The 17,981-nt window shown below is 41.5% G+C and carries 11 protein-coding genes; 7 read left to right on the top strand and 4 right to left on the bottom strand.

Features of this window, described 5'->3' with window-relative positions:
• Position 1 precedes the first annotated feature (1 nt).
• From BUA60_RS15260 to BUA60_RS15245, 4 genes are all read right to left on the bottom strand, one after another.
• Entirely contained in the window at positions 2-1,174 is a 1,173-nt protein-coding gene (locus tag BUA60_RS15260; RefSeq protein ID WP_072863138.1) for a n-acyl-d-glucosamine 2-epimerase, read from the bottom strand.
• A gap of 44 nt (positions 1,175-1,218) precedes the next feature.
• Entirely contained in the window at positions 1,219-2,118 is a 900-nt protein-coding gene (locus BUA60_RS15255) for a dihydrodipicolinate synthase family protein (protein WP_072863136.1), read from the bottom strand.
• 211 nt (positions 2,119-2,329) lie between these two features.
• Positions 2,330-3,835 (bottom strand): RagB/SusD family nutrient uptake outer membrane protein, encoded by a 1,506-nt coding sequence (locus BUA60_RS15250; RefSeq protein ID WP_072863134.1) that lies wholly within the window; start codon positions 3,833-3,835, stop codon positions 2,330-2,332.
• A 10-nt stretch (positions 3,836-3,845) separates the two neighbouring features.
• Entirely contained in the window at positions 3,846-7,166 is a 3,321-nt protein-coding gene (locus tag BUA60_RS15245; protein WP_084532616.1) for a SusC/RagA family TonB-linked outer membrane protein, read from the bottom strand.
• A gap of 417 nt (positions 7,167-7,583) precedes the next feature.
• On the opposite strand from BUA60_RS15245, the gene BUA60_RS15240 reads away from it, so the two are divergent.
• From BUA60_RS15240 to iolC, 7 genes are all read left to right on the top strand, one after another.
• A complete protein-coding gene (locus BUA60_RS15240; RefSeq protein ID WP_072863132.1) occupies positions 7,584-8,084 on the top strand; it encodes a hypothetical protein in 501 nt (166 codons plus the stop codon).
• Between the two features lie 802 nt (positions 8,085-8,886).
• On the top strand, positions 8,887-11,859 hold the full coding sequence (locus BUA60_RS15235; RefSeq protein WP_072863130.1) for a SusC/RagA family TonB-linked outer membrane protein: 2,973 nt from the start codon (positions 8,887-8,889) through the stop codon (positions 11,857-11,859).
• Positions 11,860-11,877: 18 nt separating this feature from the next.
• Entirely contained in the window at positions 11,878-13,620 is a 1,743-nt protein-coding gene (locus BUA60_RS15230) for a RagB/SusD family nutrient uptake outer membrane protein (protein WP_072863128.1), read from the top strand.
• Positions 13,621-13,938: 318 nt separating this feature from the next.
• A complete protein-coding gene (locus tag BUA60_RS15225; RefSeq protein ID WP_072863126.1) occupies positions 13,939-14,964 on the top strand; it encodes a LacI family DNA-binding transcriptional regulator in 1,026 nt (341 codons plus the stop codon).
• Between the two features lie 141 nt (positions 14,965-15,105).
• Positions 15,106-16,047 (top strand): class II fructose-bisphosphate aldolase, encoded by a 942-nt coding sequence (locus BUA60_RS15220; RefSeq protein WP_072863124.1) that lies wholly within the window; start codon positions 15,106-15,108, stop codon positions 16,045-16,047.
• A gap of 11 nt (positions 16,048-16,058) precedes the next feature.
• Complete coding sequence (gene iolB, locus BUA60_RS15215; RefSeq protein ID WP_072863122.1) at positions 16,059-16,937, top strand: 5-deoxy-glucuronate isomerase; 879 nt, start codon at positions 16,059-16,061, stop codon at positions 16,935-16,937.
• A gap of 3 nt (positions 16,938-16,940) precedes the next feature.
• On the top strand, positions 16,941-17,954 hold the full coding sequence (gene iolC / locus BUA60_RS15210) for a 5-dehydro-2-deoxygluconokinase (protein WP_072863120.1): 1,014 nt from the start codon (positions 16,941-16,943) through the stop codon (positions 17,952-17,954).
• The last annotated feature ends 27 nt before the right edge of the window (positions 17,955-17,981 follow it).

Here is a 17,981-nt window from a genome sequence, read left to right as displayed (position 1 = left end):
TCTATTTTATTATTTTCTTATTCTCCATTCTGTCAAAAGTTTTCCAGCATTGGAGCATAGCTCTTGGCACATGGAAACATCCTTTCCATTTACCACCTTTGAGGTTTAATAACACTTCTCCCCTTCGGTTTAAATACCCAAACCACTCCCCGTGTTCCTGGTCTGAAAAATGATTCCAACTATAGTCGTGTACTTTTGTGTACCATTGGTAAATTTCCGGGTTTTGAGTTTGTTCATAGGCCTTGGTAAGGGCTACCAAAGTTTCCAAATGCACCCACCATAATTTTTGGTCCCATTCCAATTGTTGGGGTGGGTGACCCTTGGAATCCATAAAATAAAATATTCCGCCAAATTCTTCGTCCCAGCTGTATTCCAAAATTTTGATGATGGTCGCAGTAGCCTTATCTACTAACTCCTGCTCATTTCTTCTCACGGCAATATCGATCATAAACCACATGGCTTCTATGCCATGACCTGGATTTAGCAAACGGCCGTTAAAGCTGTCTTCCAGGCTGCCATCGGGCTTTACGAATTCATAGATTAAACCTGATTTTTTATCCAAAAAAACTTCCATAACCTCTTGAACCGAAAAATCTATGGTCCGCTCCACTTCAGTGGGTTCCAATATGTCTTCCAGCTCCAAAACCAAATTGGACAAGATCATGGGCAGGGCAAAACTTTTTAACGGTCTAGCGGAGGTTCCTTTTTCGTATATGCCCTTAGGGTTATCCTTCTTCTTAAGAATGTTTAAATACGTTTTTTTGGCAAGTTCTTTGTATTTCTGATCTTGTGCCGCTATACCATATTGGGCAAAAGCCATGGCGGCAAAACAGTCCGAAAAAATGTTATAGGGTTGTACCAATGGTTGTCCGTCCGCGGTTAAGGAAAAATATACATTGCCTTGGGCATCCATTCCCTTGTCCCTAATAAAATCGACCCCACTTTTGGCTATTTTTAACCAATTTTCCTTTTGTTCCACCTGATTGTACAAAGTAGAGAACATCCACGCCTGTCTTCCTTGCAGCCACATAAATTTATCGGTTTCGTAAACTTTACCTTCCCTATCCAAGCAGGTAAAGTAACCTCCATTTTCAAGGTCCAATGAATGCTTCTCCCAAAACGGGATGATAGTGTTCAATAAAGCATCTTTGTATAGTCTACTTTGTGGTTTCATTAATTCTTATTAGAATGTTTTTAGTGCTATTAATTAAAATCCAATCAACGGCTGGTATGGTCCATAATCCCTAATGCTTCCAGTGTTGTCTTAGACTCTTCCAGTTCCTTTGGTGAAAGGGTTACATGAGGGAATCTACTTGGGCCACAATCCACACCCAATACCCTCATAAAGGATTTCGCCGCCCCGTTAAAGCCCCCTTTAGCATTTAGAATATCCACGAATTTCATGGATTTTTCCTGAAGTGCTGCTGCCAATTTATGGTCGTTGTTGTGGAATGCCTCTATGATCGATAGATATAAGGGTGCTAAATGGTTATAGGTACTACCTACCCAGCCCTCTGCTCCCAGAGGAAGGCTCGCTAATAAGATCTCATCAAAACCGAACAATATATTGTAAGCGCCATTGTTGAAATCCTTACAATATTTATAGTCTATTAGGTTATTGTTGGTAAACTTTATGCCAGCAAAGTTGGGTATTTCCTTGGAGGCCAATTCCAAAAATTCGTGCATTAGAAAATTGGCGCCGGTCAATACCGGAATGTGGTAGTAATAGAAAGGGAGGTCCGGTGCGCAGCCTGCAATTTCCTTGCAGTACTCCAGCAAACTTTTTAACGAGCTAAGTCTAAAATAATAGGGGGCCAAAGCAGCTATGGCATCCACCTTATCGGCAGAATGTGTCGCTAGGTCTTTGGCTTCTTTTAAACTGTTGTGCCCTACATGGTTTACCAGAAAAAAGTCGTTTGGTTTGTTTTTTGACCATTCAGTGATAATCTCCTTTCTTTCTTCCGTAGTCAAGGAAACAAAATCGCCAGTTGATCCGTTTACAAAGGCACCCTTCACCTTATTGTTTTTTAAAAATTGGCCGTATTTGGAGATTATTCCCAAATTTATTGAAGAATCATTATGCATTGGCGCATAAGTTGCGGCGATCAATCCGTTCATATATTTACTTTTATTATGTATTACAAAATACAATTACGTATAAAGATTTCATTCTCCCAAAATAATTTAGTCAGATCACAATAATTCGTATTGTGAATATCGGTAGTCCTGATTTTATTATCCCGATTTTGTGGATGAAGCTTAAAAAGGGTTCCAAAAGAAATGGAACCCTTTTTTCAGAAAACAACTCAATTTAAACTAACTCAATATTTTATTTATATCCTGGTGTTTGTTCCAGCAAAGGGTTTCTGCCGATCATATCAGTTGTAATGGGCAATACCAATTTAAACTCGTCGCCTGGGTTTAAGAAGCTCACATTGTCGAATACAAAGCTGTCACCAGCTCTTCTTAGGTCCCACCATCTTTTCCCTTCGCCTATAAATTCCTTATAACGCTCATCCAAGATGGCATTGGTATTTTCTGTTGGTGACGCGTTGGTGTAAGCGTGGATAAGAGGCACATAATTGTCTCCATATGCCCTTTCCCGGATTTGGTTGATTTCTCCTGAAGGATCCTCGCCCAATAGGTTTTTGGCTTCTGCCAATAAAAGGATTACGTCCGCATATCTATACACTGGAACATCATTTTCAAAAATACGCTCGGACCCAACAACCTGTCCTAAAAATTTATTGAATACGGAACCGAAGTAGGCCGTTTCATTATAGGTTGGATATCCAAGTCCACCATTATCATCCACATACAATCTAATAAAAGTTGCATCCTTACGACTGTCTTCATTATCGTCCAACAACAGTATTGTTTTTTCCGATTGTCCATATCTGTTGGCTCCGGCGATAACAAAATCGCCCATAGAACTACCATTATCGTTAAAAGTTGGGTTAATTTCCGTACTTCTTCCTGTAAGGCTATTGTAAAAGTTGGAAGCTTCATCCTGCTTGTACTGTATGGCAAAAATAAACTCGCTATTTCCTTCATTCCCAACACCCCATAAATCGGAGATATTCGGCTCCAAGGCTAGCCCGAAGGAAGCAACCTGTTGTAAGGCTGTTTTTGCTGCCTCAAAGTCTGAAGCGCCACCTCCCATTAGATTACCGGACCAAATATATACATCGCCCTTAAGTGCTAAAGTCGCCGCTTTGGACCAGAAGTTTCTATTGCCTTCCCAGAAATTGTTGGCTGACCCAAAGGTGCTCAAGGATGTTTCTATATCGGCTTTGATCTGGGCCATAACCTCTTCTTTGGATGATCTGGCTTTGCTTAGGCTTGCAGGGTCTACATCGGCAATGGGTTCCAAAATTATAGGCACCCCTCCCCAGGTCTTTAAGAGCGTGTAATAATAAAGTGCCCTCAGGCCATAGGCCTGTGCCAAGAGATGGCTTTTGTCTTCCTCGTTTACAAAGCTAACGCCAGGAGCATTGGCCAGAAAATCGTTTATACGGTGTATTCTGGTATATAGACCTGCCCAGCCACCAAAGGGAGCCGTAGCAACAGTGATGTCCGATCTTATCAAGGACTCGTTACTTGGGGATTCGAAGGTGCGGCCTCCCCAGATATCACTTCGTATTTCACCCAACAGCCATAAATCATCCGCAGAAGATCTTAAATTGGCATATAGGCCCGTATGGGCGGTTCTAGCTCCTTCTTCTGTATCCCAAAAGCCGGCTGTGGTCAATTCACTTGGGCTGGTGAGTTCCAACTCGCTTTCACAAGCACCCAATGTAAAGGCTATTAATAGTATAGAAAAATATTTCTTCATCGTAGTAATTTTAAAAAGTTAGGTTTAATCCAATGGTAAGGGTCTTTGGAACAGGAAATGCTCCGTATTGCACACCGCCCAATTCTGGTGTTTCCCCAGTAAAACTTTTGAAGTAATGTAGGTTACTTCCCGTAACAAAAATGTTCAATCTTTTAATTACATCATTGAAATATTCTGAGGGTACGTCATAACTGAAGGTTACTTCCCTTAGGGCCAAATAATCCCCTTTTTCCCAAAATTGGCTGTTACCTGCATTTACAAGGCTGGAACTATCCCCTGAGTTTGCTCCTTCATTCCCTCTCCACACATTCTTGGTCCCATTTACAAAAACAAAACGTGGCCAGTCGGTATCCGTGTTGGTGGGTGTCCATGAATCCAATACTTCTGTGGGCTGATTTAAATTACCCTGGGTTTGCCCGTAACCTTTGTTCCGGATATGGTTCCACACCAAATGGCCAGTGGCAAAATCGGTCTTTACGAACAGGTTAAAGTTTTTGTACCTTAAGCTAGTGGTTAAACCTCCCAAGAAATCTGGGGTGGTACGACCAATAACTTTTCTGTCCAAGCTGTTGATGATTCCATCGCCGTTTTGGTCTTTCCATTTTACATCCCCTGCAAAGTGTGTATTTTTATCGCCCGGCAAGAAATCGTCCTGAATATTACTGTCTGCATCGGCTTCGGCCTGACTTGCATAGATACCTTCTTGCTCATAGGCAATAACCAGGTCGTTGCCAACACGCTGGCCTTCCTGTAGGCCTCCAACCCATTCTTCTTCCCCTGTACTGGCATTCCAGATCAACTGTCCGTCCTGTCTGTTAAGGTCGTTCGCATTTTCCGGAAGTTTCTCTACGTAATTTTTATTGGAAGTGATAGTGGCGCCAACATTCCAAGTAAGGTTTTGGTTCTGAATTATATCTCCATTGACCTGAAGTTCAAAACCTTTGTTTCTAATAGTTCCATTGTTGGTCAATATACTGCTAAAACCAGTATAGTAGGGTAGTGTAAGATTGGCTAGTTTGTCCTTTATGTCCCTGGAGTACACATCTGTAATGAAAGAAAGTCGGTTGTTAAAGAAGGAGATGTCCAAACCGGCATTTAGGGTGGTTGACTTTTCCCATTGTAGATCCAAGGTAGGCAATCCCGAATTGGCATAACCGGTTTGTCCGTTATATACCCCTTGGCTACCATAGGCCCCAAATACACCATAATTGCTCAATACTTCCTGATTACCGTTAACACCATAGCTCATTCTCGGTTTTATCCTAGATATAGTATTACCTATATTGGAATTGGCAAAGAAATTCTCATTGTGCAGGTTCCAGCCCAAGGAAACTCCTGGGAAAAAGTCGCTCTTGTTATTCCCTAGCCTAGAGGAGCCGTCATTTCTGAAGGTAAACCCAAATAGGTATTTGTTGTCATAATCATATAGTAATCTTCCGAAAGCGGAGGCAAGTACATATTCAGTTTCAAAGCTAGAAGGTATGCCGTTGGCTTCTGCTCCCGCATTCAAGGTCTCTATCAGGTCTGTAGGGGAATTTCTAGTTCCAGCAGATGTGGTAAAGTAGTTGTCCTTGAAATATTCTGCCCCAATCAGGGCATTAAAGTTATGGCTGCCTAAACTCTTGATGTAGTTTAAAGTACCGGTCAGCTGGTTTCTCAAGGTTCTGTCCAGACTTACCGAGGCTTCCCTGCCCGTTCTTAAAGGGCCGGTTGTACTTCCTACCCTATAGGCCCTATTAAAGCTTTCGTTGTGATTGTTGATGGTAAAATGGCTTCCGTCTACGGAGAGTATCAGGTTATCCAAAATATTCCAGTCAATTCCCACTGAAGCCGATAAGCGTTGTTCCAAATTTTTTCTAACAAATTTATCCTGATAGTATAAAGGGTTACCGAAACTCTGGTTTTGTCCAACTGCATATATGTTGGACCAGGTACCGTCAGGGTTGTTGTCATAGGTCCTGGAAGTTGGGGCTTGGCTCTGAAATCTTCTGAATACAGTGTCATCGCCACCTAATGGACTTAAGCTTAGGTTGGAATGGGAGTATAAAACATTGGAGTTGACCTTTAGGTTGTCCGTAATTCTATAGGACCCGGTAAATTTTCCTGAGTACCTCTTAAAGCCCGATCCAAGAATTAAGCCATCGTTGTCCAAAAGTCCCAATCCTAAATAGTAAGAACCTTTTTCATTTCCGCCGTCAAAGGAAAGGTAGTGGTCCTTGGTGGCACTATTTTGGTAAATTCGATCGCCTACGGTCTTATTGTCGTAAAACAAAATGTCCTGGCTTGGATTCAAAATATCTGGGATACTGCTCCATCCTGGTTGATTTAGTAAATATTGGTTGTCGGCATTTAGGAGTTGTGTGGTGAAAGGGGAGCTAATGGCATCGCCGCCTGTTCCCATACCGTTGGCTCCATCTAAAAAAGCCCCAAAGGATCCCGGGTTGTTGACGGCCTCCCTGAACCAGGAGATCGATTGCCTGTTGTAATTTATAAAGTCGGCCGCACCAATATATTTTTGGTCATTTCTTTCCTCATTCATACTATATTTATATTTATAGTTGATGGAGGATTTACCGGGCTTACCAGATTTGGTCGTCACCAAAATAACGCCATTGGCGGATCTAGCCCCGTAAATGGCCGTCGCCGCGGCGTCTTTTAAGACTTCGATTGACTCGATATCGTCAGAGTTCAAGGCATAAAAACTTCCTGGTATGCCGTCTATTAGAATTAATGGAGATCCGGTACCGTCAAAATTGGTACCCCCGCGCAAAACTATTTGTGGAGTGGCGCCAGGCTGTCCAGTAGTGTTGGTTACCCTTAAACCGGCAATGGTACCCTGAAGTGCGGTGGCCGCATTGGATCTGGTTGAACTTTCAAGGATCTTGGTGTCCAATTTGGAGACAGAGGTAGTAAGGGTAGCCCTTGTTTGGGTTCCGTATCCGGTAACAACTACTTCATCCAGTAATGCGGCGTCTTCCTGTAGGGCAACATTTATGGTGATTTGATTGCCTACGTTAATGGATTGGGATGTGAATCCCAAATAACTGAATATCAGAACATCACCGGTATTCGCCATAATGGTATAGTTGCCGTCAAAGTCGCTTTGGGTTCCTGTTGAGGTGCCCTTTACCAAGACATTGGCTCCGGGTAAAGGTTGTCCACTGCCGTCGGATATGGTTCCATTAATTTCCTTTTGCTGGGCAAACGTAAGCCCAAAGACCATTAAAAGAAAAAAAGTTAAAACCAAAGAGGGGGATTTGGTTGTTTTTTTGATTGGAATGGACCTGGTTGGGAGTCCATTTGTTATCAATGGTTTTTTAAGATTCTTCATAAAAACGAGGTATTTGAGTTATCATAACTGTTAGATTTTGGGCAATATATAAATTATATATTATTATGTTATACATAATGCATGATAAATTTATGATTTTAACACTAATAAATATTTTTTATCCCATACATGATTATATTTTACTTTATTAGGTATAAATACTATACTATGTTGTTTACATATTTTGCTTATTTCAGTCGAAGGTCTTTTGGTACTGTATTGGTAAGGCAGGATACCTTCCGATTCACTAGAGGTAAAGGATAGTACTAGGTATTACATGAATTTTTGAATGTGTGTGGAATTGGTTGTGGAACAGTATTGGTACACCCACAACCTTTTTTGCACGTTTTACAACAAAAATTCGCTAAGGTTTGGATAAGATTCTAGATTTAAACCGACCAATAAAAACCAACATTTATGAAAAAAGTACTCGCGACCTTTGTTATTGCTCTTTTAAGTATAGGATTATATGGCCAACAAGGCATGAAAATTGGAATCCATGGCGGGCTGCCATTAGATGAATTTGAAGATGAGCTTAGTCTGGTTGCAGGAGTTGATCTTGGATATCGCTGGGGTCTAAGTGAAATTATAGACCTAGGGGTAATGGTAGGTTTCGTAAATGGCTTTCCTGAAAAATATGATCGGGACCTTTTTTCCGAGGATTTGCCTAATATTCAATTTGTGCCCCTCGCCGCTTCTGTTAGATTTTGGACATCCAATTCCTTCTCAATTGGGGGAGATGTTGGTCAGGCTATAGGAATAAACGACGGCAATGACGGTGGATTATATTATAGACCAACAATAGGCTACTTAATGGGAGCCCAGACAGAAGTAAATTTTTCCTATACCGGTATAGCGTTGGATGGTGCTACTTGGTCCACCCTTACCCTTGGCGTGCTTTATACTTTCGATTTTTAATGGCTTATCCTTAAACAGGCTCAAAAGGAGTATATATTCTTTTAGAAAACTTGGCGGTTAGCCTTAAAGTCATTTTTTGGCCTATATACTGCATGGAATTATTTCTCTATTGCTCGAGCAAAATTTACTTGGGCCACTTTACACCTCATCATTATTGCTAGGTAAGGGTGCTACAATGTTAAGTTAGGGTTACCGTAACAGAAAAGTGAATACCAGTTACCTTATATAAATTGCAGCCAATCTGTTTCCTTAGTAAACATCACTGTAAATACTGTAGAATGAACTAAATACTGGTAAAAATTCAAAATGTTTGCCTTCTACTACTGTATAAATTCAGACTTGCCTATACCTATATATGTTGCTCGTTTAAAATGTTTGTACAACAATACCAGGCCGTTGTTATTAAAACGTAAAGCCAAGGTAAAATCATAAAAACGCCTCATTTTCGTACTTGCATTTATATAGTTTTGCCGTGAATAACCAAACATTGATTATACGGCAGCGTAATTATAGGTCATTGACAGCGGACACTTTATTTTTTTTCCTAGGCAAATTAGGTGGCGAAATCTATTTTAAAAAACCATTTATTATAAGGTCACTTCATACTAGTTGAGGTGGATTCAAAGTAGGCTGTCTTAAGCTAGGGAAACTGAATTTTGACTAAGGTATATTGGTTTGTAAGAAAATTCCGCTTTACTTCTTCAATGCAAACCTTTGCATTGCTTTTAAAGTCCTAAAAATTCCGATATCGTTAATTTAGTGTTAAATTGGTTATGACAAAACTAATTTAAACCATAAAAATATGAAGAAACTGAAATTTTTGATGTTTGTCTTTGCGATAAGCACAGCCATGACATCATGGGCACAGACTACCGTTAGTGGTACTGTGTCCGATGAGCAAAATGTTCCTTTGCCAGGAGCCACAGTGCTGGAAAAGGGAACTAAGAATGGAACAACGACAGACTTTGATGGTAATTTTACCATACAAGTGTCGGATGCAAACGCAGTTCTTGCGGTGTCTTTTTTAGGATATGCTACCAATGAGATTCCTCTAAACGGGCAAACCAATGTAAGTGTGGCCTTGCAGGAAGACTCATCCTTGTTGGACGAGGTAGTTGTAGTAGGTTACGGTGTTCAAAAGAAATCTGATGTAACCGGATCTATCGCCTCCGTCAAAAGTGAAGATTTTAATAAAGGAGTAGTGGCCAACCCCGGTCAACTTTTGCAAGGTAAAGTATCGGGTGTCAATGTAACCTCGGTAAGTGGGGAGCCAGGCGCATCCCAGAACATTATTATCCGTGGATTGGGGAGTCTGCGATCAGGGACCACGCCGCTATTTGTCATTGATGGTTTTGTTATAGACAATAGTGGTACCGGTGTTGCTTCCAATCCCCTAAACTTTATCAATCCTCAGGATATAGCCTCGATGGATGTGTTAAAGGATGCTTCCGCAGCTGCTATTTATGGAGCACGTGCCGCCAATGGAGTTATAGTTATTACTACTAAAAAAGGAAGGGACGGCAAATCTGAGATGAATTTATCCATTTCCACTGCAATGGCCACCTTGGCTAATAGAATGGATGTCTTCAGCGCCGATGAATTTAAACAACAGGTGCCTGCTGTAGGAGGAGTTTTATTGGATGGTGGGGCCGATACGGATTGGCAGGATGAACTCACAAGAACCGCCATTTCCAAGAATGTTAACTTTTCCATGAGCGGAGGGGCAGCGGATAAATTTTCTTATTACGTCTCCACTGGGGTAGATGATCAAAAAGGGATATTTAATACCAGTTCCTTAAAACGATACTCCGGGAGGGTCAATGTTACCCAAAAGGCCTTGGACGGGCGATTTAATGTTGATTTAAATCTAACGGCTTCCAGAACAGTGAATGATAGGCCTGATATTGGAGGGATGACAGTAGATATGCTTCAATTAAATCCCACAATTCCAGTATATACCAACGGAGAGCCCACCTTGTTCGATGATAGATTAAATCCTCTTGTACGTAACCAAATTTATAGTGATGTTTCCAACAGCAACCGTATCTTGGCAAACATAGCCCCTTCATTGGAAATTTTTAAAGGGTTGACCTATAGGGCCAATCTCGGGGTGGATTACTCCGCAACGGATAGGGATGTGCAGACAAACCCATATCCTATTTTGGAAAGTTTGGTAGAGGGTACACTTAGCTCTTACTATACCAACAATAGAAACTCCCTTGTGGAGAATACTTTGACCTACACCTATAATGAAGACGTTCATAATTTTACCTTGTTAGCGGGACACTCCTATCAAGAAATTTATGTTCAGCAAAAACGATTTGATCTCAGAGGTTTTGCGACCAATGATATAGATCCTAAATTTCAGGATCAGATCAGTAGCCAAGAGAACCCTACAAGCTTAAATAGTTATGCCTACAAGAATGAACTTCAGTCGTTCTTTGGTAGGCTAAATTATGGGTATGCGGACAAATATCTATTAACGGCTACGATGCGTGCCGACGGCTCTTCAAAATTTGGGGCCAACAACAAATATGGATATTTTCCATCCGTTGCCTTGGGCTGGAATATTAGTAAGGAAGATATATTGGCCGAAAGCGATGTTGTCAATAATTTAAAGCTCCGTGCTAGTTGGGGACAAACTGGTAACCAGGAAGGAATTGATAATAAAGTGAGTCTGGCAAGTTATATAGACAGTAAGGCGGACAACGATACCTACCCTCTAGATCCAAATGCAAGTACAATAGATGATTATCCTTTTGGTACGGTTCCCGCCCGAACGGCCAATCCCGATCTTAAATGGGAAGTTTCTACACAGACCAACATTGGACTGGATTTTGGCCTATTCGGCAATAAGTTGACAGGCACCTTGGATTATTTCCACAAAGTGACCAGTGATGTGGTACTGCTGGCCAATAGGATAGATCCAATACAGCCTACTCCAAAAATCTGGACCAATATTCCCGATATGGAAATTATAAATTCAGGTGTTGAAGTGGCCTTGGATTATAGAATAATGCTCGCGGAGGACTTTACCTTTAATCTGGGAGGTAATATGAGTTTTACGGATAATAAGGTTGAGAATTCCCAATTTGAAGTGATTACTACTGGTGCGGCCCAAGGGGCTGGACAAACAGGGGCTACCATTAATGGCTATCTGAACAACGAACCTGTAGGTGCCTTTTATATGAAAGAGTTTTTGGGCATAGGGGCCGATGGCCTAAATCAATACAGGGATGTTAACGGTGATGGGGAAATTTTGGATAATGACCGTATCGTGGTGGGAAGTGCCCTGCCAGATTTCATCTATGCGTTCTATTTTAAATTGAATTATAAAGATTTTGACCTTGGACTTAACTTTAATGGGGTTTCTGGCAACAAAATCTATAACCACACGGCTATGTCCCTATTTTCAAAAGGACAGTTGAGTAGAAATTTGAACACCACAGATTTTGCAGTAGAATTCCCTAACGAGGACAATAGCAACTCCAATGAAGTGTCTACCCGCTATTTAGAGGATGGTAGTTTCCTTCGCTTGAACAATGCTACCCTAGGGTATAACTTAAATCCTCAAAATCTTGGTTTAGGAGATTTGATAAGTAATGTCAGATTTACTCTAACAGGCCAGAACTTATTTGTGGTAACCGATTATTCCGGGTTTGATCCCGAGATCAACACCGGAAGTACCATAGACGGGATTCAAACTTTTGGGATAGACCGGTTTACATATCCTTCTCCAAGAACGTTGCTTTTTGGCTTAAATGTATCATTCTAATAAAAAAAATGCTTAGTAATGAAAAATAAACTCATAATTACAATATTGGTGTACTGTTCCTTGTTGAACTGGAACTGTACGGACCTAAAAGAGGAATTGTTCGATGAAACCCTAACGGGTGCGCAGGCCGAAGTAATCAGTGGAGCAATTGCCCCAGCCTATGGCTATGTTTCATGGACTTGGAGACATACCAATTACTACGGACTTCAGCTTATTGCTTCGGATGAGGCCATTCTTCCTTACAGGGGAGGAACCGACTGGTTTGATGGGGGTAAATTTTTAGCCACACATTCGCACACCTACACCCCAAGCAATGATTTGATTTCTAGTAGCTGGAACGAACTTACTACCAATATTTCCAGAACATTGGCGGCTATTGAAGTGTTGACGCCTTTGGCAGATGAAGGTAATACGGAAGCGGCAGGTGCCTTGTACGAAATGAAGGCACTTAGGGCTTACCTAAACATGTTGATGCTGGATAGTTGGGGTATGGTGTTGAAAAAGGAAGCCTCCAATGAACTTTCGGAAGTACTACGGACACAGGACGCCATAGATTATATTCAAAATGAATTGTTGTCCGTGGTAGATGTCATTAACAGGGATAAGGGACCTGGACGTATGACCCAAGCTGCGGTCTGGGGATTATTGGCAAGAATTCACTTAAATGCAGCTGTGTACAGGGATCCTTATGGCACACCAAATTTTACGGATGCAGATATGGATAAGGTTATTGAGTACACAAATAACATTATCAATTCTGGAGACTTTTCATTGTCGCCCGAATATTTTGACTTGTTCAATGATGATAACAATAGTAATCAGGAGCTAATATTTGCCTTGGATCAACGTGGAGTTCTGAATAATGAGGAAAGTAGATGGTCCTATTGGTCAATTGCCGGATCCGTTTGGGGTAGATTGGAATACCCTAGTTCCGATGGTACCGATGGTCCAGCGATAACTTCAGATTTCTATCAGACATGGGTAGAAGCATATGGTGCTGTTGATCCCGCAGAGGCCGATGCTAGGTTTTATCAGCAAAACCAACAGATACCACCAGAGTTGATGGACCTCACCGGCCTATCTCCTCTTAATGACGAGGATCATTATTATTGTGCCGATGTAGCCACTTATGAAATGAACCGTGGTATATTGCGCGGAATACAATGGGGTCCCAGAAAGGATTCCGGGGGTTCGTTTTTTACTTGCGACGGTGGGGTAAGGATCTATCCCGTGAAACAAATAAAAGGAAATGGACCTGATAGGGATGTAGGTTATGTTAATCATACCGAAGAAATTAATTTCACCAATGAAGGTTCATTGCACAATACTGGATATCGTGTTTCCAAGTATCAATTTAGCCGTACCTCTCCAAATGCCAATAATTTTAGTAGCATAGATCTTGTAATGATGCGTTTGGGGGAAATATACTTGATGCGCGCAGAAGCAAAATTGAGGAAGAATGATGCTGCAGGAGCCTTAACGGATCTGAACTTTGTGAGGACCTCTAGAACATCGCGCCCGGATCAAACTCCCGAGGCCTTAACTTCAATTGATCTGGATATTATGTTCCGTGAGCGTGGTTTTGAATTGTACTGGGAAGGCTTTAGAAGGGGCGATCAAATACGGTTTGGTAAATACGAGGATTCTTGGACTGAAAAGACGGATTCTGATGTAAACAAGCGATTGTTTCCAATACCTCAGAGTGCCGTGGATGCGGCTTCAGGTATTGATGGTTTTCTTCAGCAGAACCCTGGTTATTAGTAAAATAAAAAAGACTGGATTAATAATTGGGGCGGACAAATATTTGTCCGCCCCATTCTTTTATGGACTGGTATTGGCTAAAGATTAATGATAAATTAGATGCAATGGGCCTAATTAATAGTGTTGCTATCTACCATACTGGGTATTTTTCAGATACCTCTTGCAAATGCCCATATAGAAATTTTGTTGTACTTTGTCTTTAATGTTCAATTCCATAATTTGTACTTATAATTAGTGTAGGTTGGTGTCCATAGGACTACATTTTATAATCAATGTGAATATGATAAGGGAAGTAAGGATTGTAATTAGTGACTTATTATGAAGAAGGGGCGCGTTACCATTAAGGACATAGCACGAGAGCTGAAAATAGCTCCCTCTACAGTGTCAAGGGCCTTGAACGATCATCCAGCTATAAAAAAAGAGACCAAGGATGCGGTAAAGGCGCTGGCGGAAGCATTGGATTATCAGCCCAATCTTTTGGCATTGAACCTGCTGCAGAAAAAGTCCAATACCATTGGGGTGATTGTGCCAGAAATTACAGGCCACTTTTTTTCGGCAATCATTACCGGGATTCAGGACGTAATCGTTAATTCCGAGTATAACATTATGATTTGCTTGTCCAACGAATCCTATGAGGAAGAGTTGACCATTGTAAAAAGGTTGTCCAAGATCCAGATAGATGGGGTCTTGGTGGCACCCTCATCCGAGACCAAGAATTTTGATCATTTCCGTAGGCTTCAAAAAAGCGGTATTCCCGTAGTGGTTTTTGATAGGGACTGTCCCGGGCTTGAGGCGGATAAAGTGTTGGTGGATGACTATTTTGGGGCATTCCAGGCTGTGGAGTACCTCATTGGCACAGGCTGTAAAAACATAGCGCACCTAGGGGGTCCTTTAAACCTCAGTACTACAGAACAAAGGCTTCAGGGATATTTGGATGCTCTTGAAAAAAATAAGGTTCCCATAAATAGTGATTATATTGTTCATGTTCCGGGGTTTTCCCATAAAGATGCTGTAAAGGCCACTAAAAAATTATTGGAACTCCAGGAGCGTCCGGACGCCATTTTTGCCTACAATGATAAAATCGCCATTTCCACCATGCACGTCGCTAAAAAAATGGGATTGCAAATACCTGATGAGATCTCTGTCATAGGCTTCGATGATGAGCCTCATTCATCTTTTATTACGCCCTCTTTATCTACTGTTTGGCAACCTGTCTATAGTATGGGAATGCTCTCTGCCAGAATTTTATTGAGTCATTTAAAAAATCAGAATGTCATATTGGATTTCCGAAAGGAAGTCTTTAAACCTGAACTTGTTATAAGGGCTTCTTCAAAAGAAAATTGAGTACTATTTTTCGCGTGAAATAATTCCGTGACTATGCAAACCTTTGCATAGACTTTTAATGCGAAATTCTTCGAAACCTTAATTATTTATTGTTATTTGTATAAAATATTAAGACTATAAATAATTATATCAAAATTTGGCATGCAAGTTTCGCCCAAAAGTTTATTTGAAGATTGTTATGGTAAGTATGCCATTCCAGCTGTCAATGTTTTTACCATGGAACAGGTCCTCGGGCTTTTTAGCTCGGGGGAAAAGGCCAAGGCACCTTTTATAGTGCAAATTACACCGGCGGCACGGAATTATGCCAACCCGGAAATGCTCATAGCTATGATTAATGCAGCTGCGAAAATATTTCCCAAAGCGATGTATACCGTTCACATGGATCATGGGGTAGAGGAACATGCTTTTGATGCCATACGATCCAACGATTATAATTCTGTTATGATCGATGCTTCCCACGACAGTTTTAATGATAATGTAAAAAGAACTAAGGCAGTGGTGGTGGAGGCTCATAAAAAAAACATTTTTGTTGAGGCCGAACTGGGAGTGTTAAGTGGGGTGGAAGATGATCTCTCCATAGATGAAAAACATGCCAGATATACCCAACCTTCAGAGGTGCAGGATTTTGTGGAGCTCACCGGATGCGATAGCTTGGCGGTCGCGGTAGGTACCAGCCATGGGGCTTACAAATTTTCGGGCGGAGATGGTATTCAGTTTAAGATATTGGAGGAGATCCAACGTAGATTGCCCCAATTCCCTATAGTGTTACATGGTGGCTCTGCCGTTAATAAGGAGGAAATAGAGCGGATCAACAAGGCTGGAGGGCAATTGATGGAGGGGGCCTCAGGGGTTTCCCCGGAAGAGATTGTGCAATCCATCGCCTATGGGGTGTGCAAGATCAATATCGCTACGGATACTAGGTTGCTATGGACACGGGTACACCGGGAATTTTTTAGGGATACCCCTGAACTTTTTGACCCTGTAATGCCAGGGAAAACCTATATGGGGGAATATGAAAAATTTATGCTGGAAAAGTTTGATCTCTTGGGTGCCACAGGCAAAGCAAACGACATAAACATTTAAGTTAAAATATTATGGAACATACATCACATTTACAAATAAAACCAAAATCCAAAACAGGAATATATCATCAGATTACGACCAAATCTGCCAACTGGGAATACCTCAATTTTGAGGCCAGGCTAATGTCCAAGGGCGAAACCTGGGAGCATGAAACCCAGAATAACGAAATGGTCATAGTGTTGTTGAGCGGTAATTTTAAGGTGGAAAGCGATAAGGGAAACTGGGAAACAGTAAATGGCAGAAAGGATGTTTTTAGTGGAGTTGCCCATACTTTATACCTTCCACGGAATAGCAAATTTACATTGACTTCCTTGAGCGATACCTTGGATATTGGATACGGTTGGTGCAAGGTAGAAGAAGATTTTCCTGCAAAATTCGTAACCCCGGAAGATACCCCGGTAGTTATTTTTGGAGGTGATAATGCTACAAGGCAGTTCAATGATCTGGTGCCTCCAGGATTTGGTTGCAGTAAAATAGTAGTGCGCGAGGTATATACTCCTTCTGGAAATTGGAGTTCCTTTCCGGCCCACAAACATGATGAGCGCATAGTAGATGCAGACGGTACGGTTTTGGAGCCTATCCAAGAGGAGACTTATTTCTATAAGTTTCAAAAGCCGGAGGCATATGCCATACAGCAGGTCTATACCAAGGATAGGTCCTTGGACGAGATTGTAAGACCTAGACATAACGATGTGGTAATGATACCTAAGGGATTTCATCCCGTAGTAGCGGAACACGGATTTCATTGCTACTACCTAAATTTCTTGGCAGGCACCGATCAGTGCTTGGCCAATACCACAGACCCGGATCATGAATGGATCTATGATTCATGGACATCAAAAGACAAAAGATTGCCCTTGGTCACAGCGGAAATGAACAAACAAAAATAGGAAATGAGCGATAAAAAGTTTGATGTAATCACGTTCGGTAGGTCTAGTATTGATCTTTATTCACAGAATATTGGAGCTCCTTTTAATGATATTAAGGGTTTTGATGCCTTTGTGGGAGGGTCTCCTCTCAATATAGCTGTGGGATGTGCAAGATTGGGGGTCAACGCCAGTTTGTTGACCGCAGTGGGCAATGACAAAGTGGGAGAGTTTATCTTGAACTTCTTGAACAGGGAAGGGGTAAATACCCATGCTATCCCAGTAAAAAATGGTACTAGGAGTAGTGCCGTGGTTCTGGGGATAGAACCTCCTGATAAGTTTCCCTTGGTGTACTATAGGGACAATGCGGCCGATAGTCAGGTAGATATTGATGATGTGGACAATGCCAAGATTCCGGACTACAAAATATTGTTGATCAATGGTACGGCATTAAATATGGAACCTACTAGAAGTGCTACTTTTTATGCCACCGAAATAGCCAATAGAAATGAGGTGGACGTAGTGCTAGATCTGGATTTTAGGGCAGATCAATGGCATGATTACAGGGCTTTTGGATTAACCGTTAGGGCTATTTTGCCCAGGGTTAAAATGGCCATTGGCACGGAAGAGGAAATACTGGCCGCTACGCTTATCGATTCCTCACAGGTAACGATTAATGAACAACAAATTTCAGCACCTGAAATAAAGGGGAATATTGATGAATCCATTGCCCAGTTGCTTTCCTCCGGAATAGAGACACTAATCGTGAAGCGAGGGGAGAAGGGGGCAAGTATTTACCAAAAGGATGGCGCAAGGGAGGACGTTCCCGGATTTCCAGTAGCAGTTTTAAATGTACTTGGCGCGGGGGATGCCTTCGCCAGTGGGTTTTTATACGGAGTCCTACAAGGCTGGGATTTAAAAAAGGCTTGTAGGATGGGTAATGCCAGCGGTGCCCAAGTAGTAACAAAAAAAGGTTGTGCCAATTTCATGCCTACTTTGGAAGAATCCATGGACTTTATAAATCAAAAGGGCGGATTTTAATTTTAAAAGCGATGAAATGCCCATTAA

The sequence above is a fragment of the Arenibacter palladensis genome (assembly GCF_900129275.1).
GTDB classification, from domain to species: Bacteria; Bacteroidota; Bacteroidia; order Flavobacteriales; family Flavobacteriaceae; genus Arenibacter; species Arenibacter palladensis.
The sequence above is the reverse complement of the archived record's forward strand: the minus strand, read 5'-3'. Positions and strand labels throughout refer to the sequence as shown.